The sequence below is a fragment of the Thioclava sp. JE_KL1 genome (assembly GCF_009296265.1).
Taxonomy (GTDB): Bacteria; Pseudomonadota; Alphaproteobacteria; order Rhodobacterales; family Rhodobacteraceae; genus Thioclava.
The window spans coordinates 234,286-247,064 of the sequence record NZ_WBJS01000007.1; the positions used below are offsets into that span (position 1 = coordinate 234,286).

11 protein-coding genes are annotated in these 12,779 nt (G+C 62.9%); 9 read left to right on the forward strand and 2 right to left on the reverse strand.

Translation table 11 applies throughout. The features are described 5' to 3' along the window. Position 1 precedes the first annotated feature (1 nt). The 4 genes from F8R15_RS15200 (at position 2) to F8R15_RS15215 (ending at position 6,495) form a co-directional block, all read left to right on the forward strand. Entirely contained in the window at positions 2 to 1,432 is a 1,431-nt protein-coding gene (locus F8R15_RS15200) for an aspartate kinase (protein ID WP_256365688.1), read from the forward strand. Positions 1,433 to 1,603: 171 nt separating this feature from the next. Further along, on the forward strand, positions 1,604 to 3,016 hold the full coding sequence (locus F8R15_RS15205; RefSeq protein WP_368731073.1) for a cytochrome ubiquinol oxidase subunit I: 1,413 nt from the start codon (positions 1,604 to 1,606) through the stop codon (positions 3,014 to 3,016). Continuing rightward, a complete protein-coding gene (gene cydB, locus F8R15_RS15210; RefSeq protein WP_152845151.1) occupies positions 3,013 to 4,026 on the forward strand; it encodes a cytochrome d ubiquinol oxidase subunit II in 1,014 nt (337 codons plus the stop codon). Before F8R15_RS15205 ends, cydB begins: the two co-directional genes overlap by 4 nt. A gap of 186 nt (positions 4,027 to 4,212) precedes the next feature. Further along, a complete protein-coding gene (locus F8R15_RS15215; RefSeq protein WP_152845152.1) occupies positions 4,213 to 6,495 on the forward strand; it encodes an FdhF/YdeP family oxidoreductase in 2,283 nt (760 codons plus the stop codon). Here the strand turns inward: F8R15_RS15215 and F8R15_RS15220 are convergent. Next, complete coding sequence (locus F8R15_RS15220) at positions 6,492 to 7,670, reverse strand: MFS transporter (RefSeq protein WP_152845153.1); 1,179 nt, start codon at positions 7,668 to 7,670, stop codon at positions 6,492 to 6,494. The two genes, F8R15_RS15215 and F8R15_RS15220, sit on opposite strands and share 4 nt — an antisense overlap. Positions 7,671 to 7,754: 84 nt before the next feature. Beyond that, positions 7,755 to 8,768 (reverse strand): SDR family NAD(P)-dependent oxidoreductase, encoded by a 1,014-nt coding sequence (locus F8R15_RS15225; protein ID WP_152845154.1) that lies wholly within the window; start codon positions 8,766 to 8,768, stop codon positions 7,755 to 7,757. A 422-nt stretch (positions 8,769 to 9,190) separates the two neighbouring features. Here F8R15_RS15225 and rplO point away from each other — a divergent pair, with 422 nt between their 5' ends. The 5 genes from rplO (at position 9,191) to rpsK (ending at position 12,771) form a co-directional block, all read left to right on the forward strand. Beyond that, positions 9,191 to 9,658 (forward strand): 50S ribosomal protein L15, encoded by a 468-nt coding sequence (gene rplO, locus F8R15_RS15230; protein ID WP_078540200.1) that lies wholly within the window; start codon positions 9,191 to 9,193, stop codon positions 9,656 to 9,658. Between the two features lie 103 nt (positions 9,659 to 9,761). Then, positions 9,762 to 11,132, forward strand: coding sequence for a preprotein translocase subunit SecY (secY, locus tag F8R15_RS15235; RefSeq protein ID WP_078540199.1), 1,371 nt, complete (start codon positions 9,762 to 9,764; stop codon positions 11,130 to 11,132). Positions 11,133 to 11,162: 30 nt separating this feature from the next. After that, complete coding sequence (locus F8R15_RS15240; RefSeq protein WP_078521795.1) at positions 11,163 to 11,813, forward strand: adenylate kinase; 651 nt, start codon at positions 11,163 to 11,165, stop codon at positions 11,811 to 11,813. Positions 11,814 to 11,997: 184 nt separating this feature from the next. Further along, complete coding sequence (gene rpsM, locus F8R15_RS15245; protein ID WP_078521793.1) at positions 11,998 to 12,366, forward strand: 30S ribosomal protein S13; 369 nt, start codon at positions 11,998 to 12,000, stop codon at positions 12,364 to 12,366. Positions 12,367 to 12,381: 15 nt separating this feature from the next. Next, the gene (gene rpsK, locus F8R15_RS15250; protein ID WP_078521791.1) at positions 12,382 to 12,771 is read left to right on the forward strand and encodes a 30S ribosomal protein S11; all 390 of its coding nucleotides are present in this window, start codon (positions 12,382 to 12,384) and stop codon (positions 12,769 to 12,771) included. Positions 12,772 to 12,779 lie beyond the last annotated feature (8 nt).

Here is a 12,779-nt window from a genome sequence, read left to right on the forward strand (position 1 = left end):
ATTGACCCACCAGAATCACACAGTCGAAAAGATCGGCGGCACCTCGATGAGCCGCGTGGACGAGTTGCTCGACACGCTGTTCATCGGAGACCGCAAGGGCGCCGATCTTTACAACCGCATTTTCGTCGTCTCGGCGTTTGGTGGCATCACCAATCTGCTGCTCGAACATAAGAAGTCGGGCGAGGCGGGCGTCTATGCGCAATTCGCAAAAGCCGATAGCGAACATGGCTGGCACGAGGCGCTGAGCCGCGTCTCGGCCGCGATGGTCGAAGCCCATGAGAGCGTGCTGACGCATCCGGGCGACATCGCGCAGGCCACCGAGTTCGTGCGTGAGCGTATCGAAGGCGCGCGCAATTGCCTGATCGACCTGCAGCGTCTGTGCTCCTACGGGCACTTCCGGCTCTCGCAGCACATGCTGCAAATCCGCGAGCTGCTGTCGGGGCTGGGCGAGGCGCATTCGGCCTTCGTCACCACGCTCCTACTGCAGCGCAACGGCGTGAACGCACGTCTCGTCGACCTGTCCGGTTGGCGCGACGAGACCGATCACGACCTCGAAGGCCGGATCATGGGGGCGATGAAGGATGTCTACCCGGCGTCCGAAATGCCGATCGTGACGGGCTATGCGCAATGCGCCGAAGGCCTGATGCGGGAATTCGACCGTGGCTATTCCGAGGTGACCTTCTCCAAGCTCGCTGCCCTCACCGGCGCGCGCGAGGCGATCATCCACAAGGAATTCCACCTGTCCTCTGCCGACCCGAAGCTGGTGGGCGAAGGCAAGGTGCGCAAGCTGGGTCACACGAACTATGACGTGGCCGACCAGATGTCGAATATGGGCATGGAGGCGATCCACCCGAAAGCCGCCAAGACCCTGCGCCAGGCGGATGTTCCGCTGCGCGTCACCAACGCGTTCGACCCGGGCGATCCGGGCACGCTGATCGACGACAAGCCTGCCAAGGAAGCGGCGGTCGAGATGGTGACCGGGCTCGATATCATCGCGCTGGAAGTGTTCGAACAGGACATGGTCGGCGTGAAGGGCTACGACGCTAAAATCCTCGAAGTGTTGACGCGTCATGGCGTGCGCATCGTGTCGAAAGCGTCGAACGCCAACACGATTACCCACTATGTCGACGCGCCGATCGAAGTGCTCCAGAAGGTCGAGAAAGACCTCTGCGAGTTCTACCCTTCGGCGGAAATCTCGGCGCGGATGCTGTCAATGGCTTCGGTCATCGGGCGCGACCTGAAGGGCCTCTCGGTTCTGACCCGGGGTCTGCAGGCGATCGCGAAAGCGGGCATGGAAAGCCTCGGTGCGACTCAGGGTCCGCGCAATGTCGATGTGCAATACGTGCTCGAACGCGGTGATCTGAAACCCGTTATCAAGGCGCTCCATGAGGAGTTCATCCCGGAAGAAAGCGCCCTCAAACAAGTCGCCTGAAATAAGCGGCATTGAACTGATGAAGCCCGTGCGGATCTCCGTGCGGGCTTTTTTCTTTGGCTGCGACAACCCGTCCCAGTTGGGCTTTGAACCACGCTCCGGCGGTTGCCGTATCCTCGGGCAAGTCTAGTTCTTATCACGCAACGTGCAGAAACGCGGACGGCCATGAGCATTTTCGACATACCGACACTCGATCTGGCGCGGGCACAATTCGCCTTCGTCGTCTCGGCGCATATCGTCTTTCCAGCCTTCTCCATCGGGACGGCAAGTTACCTGATGGTGCTCGAAGCGCTGAGGATGATCACCGGCAAGGAGGTCTTCCTGAGGATCTTCGAGTTCTGGAAACACATCTTTGCAGTGGTCTTCGGGATGGGCGTCGTCTCGGGCGTCGTGATGTCCTACGAGTTCGGCCTGAACTTCGCGCATTTCTCCGACAAGGCGGGACCGGTGATCGGGCCGCTGATGGGCTACGAGGTGATGACCGCCTTCTTCCTCGAGGCGGGCTTCCTCGGGATCATGCTCTTCGGGCGCAACCGGGTGAACAAGTGGATCTACATGTTCGCCGTGACGATGGTTGCCTTCGGGACGTTGCTCTCAGCCTTCTGGATCCTCTCGGTCAATAGCTGGATGCAGACGCCCGCGGGCTTTGCGATGAACGATGTCGGCCAATTCATTCCGAAGAACTGGTGGGAGGTGATCTTCAATCCCTCGCTGCCCTATCGCTTCGTGCATATGGTGCTGGCGGCCTACCTGACCACGGCGCTCGTCGTGGCTGGGGTCGGGGCTTGGCACCACATCAAGGGCACGGCGGATGACGCGGTGCGCACGATGTTCCGCATGGCGGTGGCGATGATCCTCGTGACCGCGCCGATCCAGATTTTTGCAGGCGACCAGCACGGGCTCAACACGCTCGAACATCAGCCCGCCAAGATCGCGGCGATGGAAGGGCATTGGGAGACCAGCAAGGGCGCAGGCCTGATCCTGTTCGGCATCCCGAACCCGAGCCAGGAGCGCACCGATTACAAGATCGAAGTGCCCTATGCCTCGTCGCTGATCCTGACGCACTCGCTCGAAGGCGAAGTGCCCGGCCTCGGGGACTTCCCGGCGAATGAACGCCCGCCGATGACGATCGTCTTCTTCACCTTCCGGATCATGGTGGGTCTCGGCTTTGCCTTCGCGGCGATCGGGCTCTGGGGCGGCTGGCTGATGCTGCGCAAGCGCCTGCACGAGCCGGGGCTGTTCCACAAAGTGGCGCTGGTCTTCGCGCCGGGCGGGTTCCTCGCGATCATCATGGGCTGGTTCACCACTGAATTCGGCCGCCAACCCTATACGGTCTATGGCCATTTCACGACGGCGGAGTCGGTGTCGAACCTCAGCCATGGCGCAGCCTGGGCGGCGCTGATCGGCTTCGTGGTCGTTTATGCCTTCCTGTTCGGCTCGGGCACTTTCTACCTGCTGCGACTGATGCGGCGCGGGCCGGAGTCGGCGGAGCCCGTTGAGAACACGCCGCAGCGTGCCGGCGGCGTGGCGGGCGCGATGCTCGCCAATGATGTGACGACCGAGAAAGAGGAGGCCCACGCATGAGCGGCTTCGCCCACTACCTGCCCGACATCTGGGCCGCGATCATCGCCTTCGCGATCCTGACCTATGTGGTGCTCGACGGGTTCGACCTCGGCATCGGCATCCTCTTTCCCTTCCTCGGCTCCGAGGAGAACCGCACCCGCGCGATGAATTCGGTCGCGCCGGTCTGGGACGGTAACGAGACATGGTTGGTGATGGGGGGCGGCGGTCTGCTCGCCGTCTTCCCGCTGGCTTACGGGATCATCCTCAACGCGCTTTACGTTCCGATCATCATCATGCTGCTCTCGCTCGCGTTTCGTGGCGTGGCTTTCGAGTTTCGCGGCAAGACCCGGCGCTGGCAGAAGCTCTGGGACAAGGCGTTCTTCGGCGGCTCGCTGATCGCGACGCTGGCGCAGGGCGCGATCCTCGGTGGGCTGCTGCGCGGCCCCGAAGTGACCGGGCGCACCTTCACCGGCGGCCCGTTCGACTGGGTGAGCTGGTTCTCGCTCGGCACGGCGCTGGCGCTGGTCGCGGGCTATGTGATGCTGGGTTCGGCCTGGCTCGTCATCAAGACCTCGCACGGGCTCTATGATCTCGCGCGGCGCGTCGGGCAGGTGTCGCTGATCGTGACGCTCGGCTTTATCGGCCTCGCCTCGCTCGCGACCCCGTTCCTGCATCCCGAATATTATCACCGCTGGTTCCAGTGGCCGGGCGTCATCTGGAGCGCCGTGGTGCCGCTTTTGCTGATGGTGGCGGGCTTCGGCTACTGGACCGCGATCCGCTCGGATCGGGGCGTGGTCGCCTATCTGTCCGGTATCGCGATCTTCATCCTGTGCTTCATGGGGCTCGGTCTGTCGATCTTCCCCTATATCGTGCCCGCCTCGATCACGATCCGCGAGGCGTCGACCACGGCAATGTCGCAGGGCTTCATTCTGGTCGGTGCGGCGATCTTCTTGCCGATCATTCTCGCCTATACGGCCTACGCATATTGGGTGTTCCGCGGCAAGACGTCGGAGCATGAGCATCACTACTGAGTGAGGCTACGGGACGGCCGGAACCGACCGGGCGCAGGCAGGGTTGGAACGATGTGACCCACATCCCGCGCATCATAAGCAGAGCCTTTCCCTCTGCGGACTTCAGCCGGTCGGCTGGCCTGCGCGCGCCCGTCGGGGCGCGCGCAATTTCATGTGCGCGGATCGACCCCGGAGGAGCTACGCGCCATGTCTGACAAGCTTGATAAACTACCCGAAGAAAGCGGCCCCTCCGGTGGTTGGGGCTCGATGCGGGGCATCGCCCGGGTCTTCGGCGACTCTTGGCCGTCGCCGGACGTTCTGCGCGAGCTGGAGCGTCAGAACAAACCGGGCGGTCTCATGTGCTCGTCCTGCGCCTTCCCTAAACCCGCCAATTACCACCCGTTCGAATTCTGCGAGAACGGGGCGAAGGCGACGCTGTGGGAGATGACCAAGTCGCGCCACACGCCAGAATTCTGGGACGACCACACGGTCGCAGAGCTCAAGGACTGGTCCGATCACGAGCTGGAAAAGACCGGCCGTCTGACCGCGCCGATGCGCTACGACCGCGCCACCGATCGCTATGTCGAGGTGAGCTGGGACGAGGCCTTCTCCGAGATCGGGTCGATCCTTAAGGACCTGCCGAAGAAAGAGGTCGTGTTCTACTCCTCGGGCCATGCCGGGCTGGAGGCCAGCTACCTCTGGGCGCTGATGGCGCGCGCCTATGGCAACAACAACCTGCCGCAAAGCTCGAACATGTGTCACGAGACGACCTCGGTCGGCCTGAAGAAGGTGATCGGGTCGTCGGTGGGCACGGTACTTTGGGAAGACCTGGAAGAAACGGATTGCTACTTCTTCTTCGGACAGAACCCCGGCACCAACTCGCCGCGCTTCCTGCATCCGCTGAAGGCGGCGAAGGATCGCGGCGCGAAGATCGTCACCTTCAACCCGGTGAAAGAGCAGGGGCTCGTCAGCTTCGTCGATCCGCAGAACATCCGTGACATGGCGACGGGGCGTGAGACGATCATCTCCGATCAGTATCACCAGCTCAAAGCGGGCTCGGACATTGCGGCGCTGACCGGCCTGTGCAAGGCGGTCATCGAAGAGGACGAAAAAGCGCAGGCACAGGGCCGCTCGGCGATCATCGACTGGGACTTCCTGAAGGAACACGCGGTCAATTATGACTGGTTCCTGACCTTCTGCCGCACCACGGCTTGGGAAAAGATCACCGAGGAATGCGGGCTGTCCGAGGCCGAGCTACGGCAGGCGGCCGACATCTATATCCACGCCGAGAAGGTCATCGGCGTCTACGGGATGGGGCTGACCCAGCACGCGCATGGCGCGACCAATATCGGCATGCTGGTCAACTTCCTCGCGCTGCGCGGTAATATCGGGCGCAAGGGCGCGGGCTGCTGTCCGGTGCGCGGGCACTCGAACGTGCAGGGCCAGCGAACCGTCGGCATCGCCGAGAAGGCCAAGCTGATCCCGATGGATCGCTTGCGCGAGCTTTACGGCTTCGAGCCGCCGCAGGAAGACGGCTATCACATCGTCGATGCGGCGCAGGCGATGATGGAAGGCAAGGTCTCGGCCATGTTCTCGCTTGGCGGCAACCTCGTGCGCGCGCTGCCCGATAGCGAGCGGATCGAAGAGGCCTGGCCGAAACAGAAGCTGACGGTGATGATCTCGACCAAGCTCAACCGCTCGCATCTCTATCCGGGCGAGGTGGCCTATATCCTGCCATGTCTCAGCCGGTCCGAGAAGGACGAGCAGGAGAGCGGCAATCAATATGTCTCGGTCGAGGACAGCTTCTCGAAGATCCACGGCTCACTTGGCAAAAGTGCGCCGGCCTCGGACAAGCTGAAATCCGAACTGGCGATCACCTGCGGCATTGCGAAAGCCGCCTGCGATCCGAACCCGAAACTGCAATGGGACGAATGGGTGAAGGATTATTCCGTCGTCCGCGATCTGATCGAGGCGACTTACCCGGACGACTTCCGCGGCTTCAACGCGCGGATGAACGAGCCGGGCGGCTTCTGGCGCGGCAACCCGGCGCATGATCGCATCTGGAAGACCGAAAGCGGGAAGCTGGAATTCACCACGCCGTCGAAGCTCAACGCGCTTGGCTTCGAGGACAAGCCGGGGCGTTTCCGGATGATCACCATGCGCTCGAACGACCAGTTCAACACCACGATCTACGGCTATTCGGACCGGTTCCGCGGTATCGAAGGGACCCGCGACGTGCTGTTGATGAACAAGATCGACATGGCCGATCTTGGGCTCGAGCACGGCGATCCGGTCGTGGTCCATGGTGACATGGATGACGGCGTCGCGCGCCGCAAGACCGGGCTGAGCGTCATCACCTTCGAGCTGCCGCGCGGCACGGTCGGGGGCTATTACCCGGAATGCAACGTGCTGGTGCCGGTGGGGCTCAATGACGAGCTGTCGAAGACGCCCGGCTCCAAGGGCGTCCCGGTCCGCATCGAGAAGGCCTAAGCGGGAATGGCGGCGGGGCGACGGCTATCGAGCCATGCGATGGCAAGGAAGACGAGCCCCGCCGCCGCCAGTCCCGCGCCGACATAGCCGGTGGCGGTCCAGCCGTAGCCTTCCGCCAGCGCGATGCCCGCGAGGAACGGCCCGATCGCATTGGCGAGGTTGAAGGCTGCGTGGTTCAGCGCAGCGGCGAGGGTCTGCGCCTCGCCCGCGACCTCCATCAGCCGCATCTGCATCGGGATCACCATCCCGGCGGTCGAGCCGAGTGCGATCATCGCCACCGACATCGCGACCCAATTGCCGATCGTGAAGGTGTAGAGGATCGACATCACGATCATTCCGCAAAGCAGGATCACGCCTGCGCCGAAGCGCGACCAGTCCGACAGCTTGCCCGAAATCCAGTTGCCCAGCGTGCCGCCCACGCCGAAGGCGGAAAGCGCCACGGGGATCGTCCAGGCGGGGCCAGCCTGCGTGTCGATCATCGCCGCCGACAGGTAGGAGTAGACCGCGAAGATGCCGCCGAAGCCGATTGAGCCCACGAGCAGCGTCAGCCAGACCGAGCGATTGGCCAATGCGCCCAGCTCGCGCATCGGGCTGGCATTCGGGTCGCGCGGCGTCGCGGGCGCGACGCGCGCGATCATCAATGCGGAGGCCGCGCAGATCACTGCGACGATGGCAAAGCCCCAGCGCCAGCCGAAATTCTGCCCGATCGCGCCTGCCAGCGGCACGCCCACGATATTCGCGATCGTCAGCCCGGTGATGACCATCGCAATGCCCTGCGCCCGTTTGCCTACGGGCATCAGATCGGCGGCGAACAGCATCGCCATCCCGAAATAGGCGCCATGCGGCAGGCCCGACGCGAAGCGCGCCGCCATGAAGCTATCCATGTTCGGCGCGAACCCGGCCAGCAGGTTCGCCACCGCATAGAAGCCCATCAACCCGATCAGGAACTGCTTGCGCGGGATCTTCGCACCGATCACCGCCAGAAGCGGCGCGCCGATCACAACGCCAAGCGCATAGGCCGAGATCGCATGACCCGCCCGCGCCTCGGAGATCCCGAAATCGGCCGCGTAATAGGGCAGCAGCCCCATGGACGCGAACTCGATCACGCCGATACCGAAAGTGCCGAGGGCCAGCGACAGGATCACGGCCCGCGCGTGGCGGGGTTCGAGCGTCATGGGTCGTCTCCGAAAATAGGTGTAGCGCCGGGTATCAGCCCCGTGACTTAGGCGATTGCTGCGCTGCGGCAAGGGGAGGAGGGGTTATTTCCCGTAATAGTCGCGGAACCACGCCACGAATTTCGCGATCCCCTCGCGCACATCGGTCTGCGGGCGATAGCCGGTGAGGGATTGCAGAAGCGAGGCATCTGCCCAGGTCGCGGGCACGTCGCCTTTCTGCATCTCCATGTAATTGCGTTTTGCGGGGCGACCCAGCTCGGCCTCCAGCGCATCGACGAAATCCAGAAGCTTCACCTTGTCGGAATTGCCGATATTGACGATCCGGTAGGGGGCCACGGGCGAGAGGCTGTCGCCCTCGGCGATCTCGTCGCGCGACGCCGGGCGCTCGGGGATCGCGTCGATCAGCAGGCGGATGCCACGCACGAGATCTTCGACATAGGTGAAGTCGCGATACATCTCGCCATGGTTATAGATGTCGATCGGGCGGTCGTTCAGGATCGCGTCGGTGAACTTGAACAGCGCCATATCGGGACGGCCCCATGGCCCGTAGACCGTGAAGAAGCGAAACATCGTCGTCGGCAGGTTCCACAGATGGGCATAGGAATGGCCCATCGACTCGGTCGCTTTCTTCGTCGCCGCGTAGATCGTCAGCTGCGTGTCTGCCTTGTCGGTCTCGGCATAGGGCATGTCCTCGTTCGCGCCGTAGACCGAGGAGGTCGAGGCCATCAGCAGGTGCTGCACCTCGTGGCGGCGCGCGGCCTCCATCACGTTGAAGGTGCCCACGATATTCGCGTCGATATAGGCGCGGGGCTGCTCGAGGCTGTAGCGCACGCCGGCCTGCGCTGCGAGATGGACGATGATCTCGGGTTTGAACTCATCCGCCATCGCGTCGAAGGTTTCGAGATCTTCGAGCATTCCCTCGGTCGCGGAGAAATTCGGGTTCTGCAGCAGCATCGCATGGCGACGCTGTTTCAGGGCGACATCATAGTAGTCGGTCATACCGTCATAGCCATGCACCCGATAGCCCTCGTCGAGCAGCAGCTTTGCCAGATGGTAGCCGATGAAACCTGCGGTGCCGGTGATCAGGATGCGCGTCATGAATGTCCCTCGCAAATGCTGCATCTGCAGTAGCGAGCGGGGGGCGGGAAGGTCAAGCGCCGCGCGGGATAAGAGAACGGCCCCGGTCGTGTGGTCAGCTTCGTCTGCTCGGGCTCGCTGGCCGGCGCTTTGGCGTCTATATAGACCACCGGCTGGCTCATCGCGGCATCGTGATGGGGCGGCGAGAGAGCGGAGGCGCCATACCACGCCTAAGGTGCGTGACCTTCGGGCGACCGGCCCGGTGGGGCAGGGCGCGCGCTAGCCGCGACACCGCCCCGATTGCGCGAAAACGCGGGAGTTGCGTGCGCGGGGCAAACGCACTATACGCCCCCGGTGGCCCGACGGCCGCATCAGAATCAACACGAAAAGCCGTGTCCCTTCCGCACTCGCTTCGGGAAGGTGTTCCGGCAAGGAGAAGCGATATGAAACTCAATGAACTGCGCGACAACGAAGGCGCGGCCCAGAAGAAAAAACGCGTCGCCCGCGGTCCCGGCTCGGGCAAAGGCAAGATGGCTGGCCGTGGTATCAAAGGTCAGAAGTCGCGTTCGGGTGTGGCCCTGAACGGTTACGAAGGCGGCCAGATGCCGCTCTATCGTCGTCTGCCGAAGCGTGGCTTCACCAAGCCGAACGCGAAGAAGTTCAACGTTGTGAACCTCGGCCAGATCGAAAAATTCATCGAAGCCGGCAAGCTCGACGCGAAGTCGGACATCACCGAAGACGCGCTGGTCGCGGCCGGTGTCGTGCGCCGCAAGCTCGATGGCGTGCGTGTTCTCGCCAAGGGCGACATCAAGTCGAAAGTGACCCTGAACGTCACCGGCGCTTCGAAATCGGCCGTTGAGGCTGTCGAGAAGGCTGGCGGCTCGGTCACGGTGGCGCAGGCCGCTGAATAAGCTGTTGTGAGCGGGCCTCGGCCCGATTACATAGGCGAAGGTTTTCTAGGCGCCGCCGACCGGGAACCGGTTGGGCGGCGCTTTACATGAAAGAGACGAGCATATGGCATCTGCTGCAGAGCAAATGGCGGCGAACCTCAGCTGGGACGCCCTGGGCAAAGCCACCGAGCTGCGCCAGCGCATCTTCTTCACCATTGGTTTGCTGATCATCTACCGCCTCGGGACCTATATTCCGGTTCCGGGCATCGACGCGCAGGCACTGCGCGAATTCATGCAAAGCGCGGGCTCTGGCCTCGGCGGCGTGTTGTCGATGTTCACGGGCGGTGCGCTCGGCCGGATGGGCGTCTTCGCGCTCGGCATCATGCCCTACATCTCGGCCTCGATCATCATCCAGCTTCTGACCGCTCTGGTGCCCGCACTCGAGCAGATGAAGAAGGAAGGCGAGCAGGGCCGCAAGAAGATTAACCAGATCACGCGCTATGCGACCGTGGCTCTGGCGACCTTCCAGGCATGGGGTCTGGCCGTCTCGCTCGAAAAGGGCGATCTGGCGCATGATCCGGGCCTGTTCTTCGTCGCTGCCGTGGTCATCACGCTCGTCGGCGGCACCATGTTCCTGATGTGGCTGGGTGAGCAGATCACCGCACGCGGCATCGGCAACGGCATCTCGCTGATCATCTTCGTCGGTATCGTCGCGGAAATCCCGGCGGCTCTGGCCCGCTTCCTGGAGCAGGGCCGCGCCGGTGCGATCTCCACTCCGGTGATCCTCGGGGTGATCCTGATGATCGCGATCGTGATCACCTTCGTCGTCTTCATGGAACGCGCGCTGCGCAAGATCCATATCCAGTATCCGCGCCGTCAGGTGGGGATGAAGGTCTATGACGGCGGCTCCAGCCACCTGCCGATCAAGGTGAACCCGGCGGGCGTCATCCCGGCGATCTTCGCCTCGTCGCTGCTGCTGCTGCCGACCACCATCGCGACCTTCTCGGGCCAGAACACCGGTCCGGTGATGTCGACGATCCTCGCCTATTTCGGGCCGGGTCAGCCGCTGTATCTGCTGTTCTACGTCGCGATGATCGTGTTCTTCGCCTACTTCTACACCGCGAACGTGTCGTTCAAATCGGACGAGGTCGCGGATAACCTGAAGAGCCAAGGCGGCTTCGTGCCCGGCATCCGTCCCGGCAAGAAGACCGAGGAATATCTCGACTACGTCGTCAGCCGCATTCTCGTGATCGGTTCCGCCTATCTCGCCGCAGTCTGTCTTCTGCCCGAGATCCTGCGTTCGCAGCTGTCCATCCCGTTCTACTTCGGCGGCACCTCGGTCCTGATCGTGGTCACCGTGTCGATGGACACCATCAACCAAATTCAGTCGCATCTTCTGGCCCACCAATACGAGGGTCTGATCGAGCGCTCGCAACTTCGCGGCCGTTCGGGCAAGAAGAAGAAGGGGCCGCGCAAGCCGCCCGCGCGCCGCTAAATCCGCCAAGCGTTTTCAGGGGGAGCCGACATGGCAAATATCATTCTTCTCGGCCCGCCCGGCGCGGGCAAGGGCACCCAGGCCCGCCGTCTCGTCGAAGAGCGCGGCATGGTCCAACTCTCCACCGGCGACATGCTGCGTGAAGCGAAGGACTCGGGCACCGAGATGGGCAATCTCGTCGCCGATGTCATGGCCAAGGGCCAGCTCGTGACCGACGAGATCGTCATCGGTCTGATCGAGGAAAAGCTCGCCGCCGGTGGCGAGGGCTTCATCTTCGACGGCTTCCCGCGCACGCTGGGGCAGGCCGACGCTCTGGGCAAGCTGCTCGCCAAGATGGGCACCAAGCTCGACGCGGTGATCGAGATGCAGGTGGATGACGAGGCGCTCGTCGCCCGCATCACCGGTCGCTCGACCTGTGGCGGCTGCGGCGAAGTCTATCACGACCAGACCAAGCCTTGGCCCGCAGACGGCAAATGCGAAAAGTGCGGCAGCACCGACGTGAAGCGCCGCGCGGACGACAACGAAGACAGCCTGCGCACCCGGTTGATGGAGTATTACAAGAAGACCTCTCCGCTGATCGGCTACTACTACCACGCTGGCGATCTGTTCACGATCGACGGGCTGGCTGAAATCGAGACCGTGGCGACCTCGATCGCACGAATTCTCGATCAGCAAGAGTAATCGTAAATGAAGCCTTGACCCGGAGGGCGTTTACCTCTAGGTCACGGCGTCTCCGACGGGAATCGTTTCCGAGAAGGGAAGATTCTCGAGGGAGTTAATCGTGGGGTCCGAAGCGCCAGTTTCGGGCCTCGTGTTGTGAAAAAAGGGCCTGGGGTTACGGGCTCGCAACGAAAGGATACACGCTTTGGCACGTATTGCTGGCGTCAACATTCCGACCGGGAAACGCGTCCCGATCGCACTTACCTACATCACCGGGATCGGTCCTCACTCGGCTAAGCAGATCTGCGAAGCTACCGGTGTCGACGTGACCCGCCGCGTCAACGAGCTTTCGGATTCCGAAGTGCTCGCCATCCGCGAACACATCGACGCCAACTACACCGTCGAGGGCGACCTGCGCCGTGAAGTTCAGATGAACGTCAAGCGCCTGATGGATCTCGGCTGCTACCGTGGCCTGCGTCACCGTCGCAACCTGCCCGTGCGCGGTCAGCGCACCCATACGAATGCGCGTACGCGCAAAGGTCCGGCGAAACCCATCGCTGGCAAGAAGAAGTAAGGGGAGGCAGGACAAATGGCTCGTGATAAGGTTCGCGCTAAGCGCAAGGAACGCAAGAACATCGCCGCTGGCGTCGTTCATGTGAACTCCTCGTTCAACAACACCAAAATCCTGATCTCTGACGTGCAGGGCAACGCGATCTCGTGGTCGTCGGCTGGCACGATGGGCTTCAAGGGCTCGCGTAAGTCGACCCCCTACGCCGCTCAGATGGCTGCAGAAGATGCGGCCAAGAAGGCTCAGGATCACGGTCTGCGCACCGTGGACGTCGAAGTTCAGGGCCCCGGTTCGGGTCGTGAATCGGCGCTGCGCGCGCTGGCTGCGGTCGGTCTGACCGTCACCTCGATCCGTGACGTGACCCCGATCGCCCATAACGGCTGCCGCCCGCCGAAGCGTCGCCGCGTCTAATCAAGATT

What these genes read in the sequence shown, in the direction of transcription:
- rplO (WP_078540200.1), top strand. Translation starts at nt 9,191, where the DNA reads ATGAAACTCAATGAACTGCGCGACAACGAAGGCGCGGCCCAGAAGAAA.
- F8R15_RS15240 (WP_078521795.1), top strand. Translation starts at nt 11,163, where the DNA reads ATGGCAAATATCATTCTTCTCGGCCCGCCCGGCGCGGGCAAGGGCACC.
- F8R15_RS15225 (WP_152845154.1), bottom strand. Translation starts at nt 8,768, where the DNA reads ATGACGCGCATCCTGATCACCGGCACCGCAGGTTTCATCGGCTACCAT.
- cydB (WP_152845151.1), top strand. Translation starts at nt 3,013, where the DNA reads ATGAGCGGCTTCGCCCACTACCTGCCCGACATCTGGGCCGCGATCATC.
- rpsK (WP_078521791.1), top strand. Translation starts at nt 12,382, where the DNA reads ATGGCTCGTGATAAGGTTCGCGCTAAGCGCAAGGAACGCAAGAACATC.
- F8R15_RS15220 (WP_152845153.1), bottom strand. Translation starts at nt 7,670, where the DNA reads ATGACGCTCGAACCCCGCCACGCGCGGGCCGTGATCCTGTCGCTGGCC.
- secY (WP_078540199.1), top strand. Translation starts at nt 9,762, where the DNA reads ATGGCATCTGCTGCAGAGCAAATGGCGGCGAACCTCAGCTGGGACGCC.
- F8R15_RS15215 (WP_152845152.1), top strand. Translation starts at nt 4,213, where the DNA reads ATGTCTGACAAGCTTGATAAACTACCCGAAGAAAGCGGCCCCTCCGGT.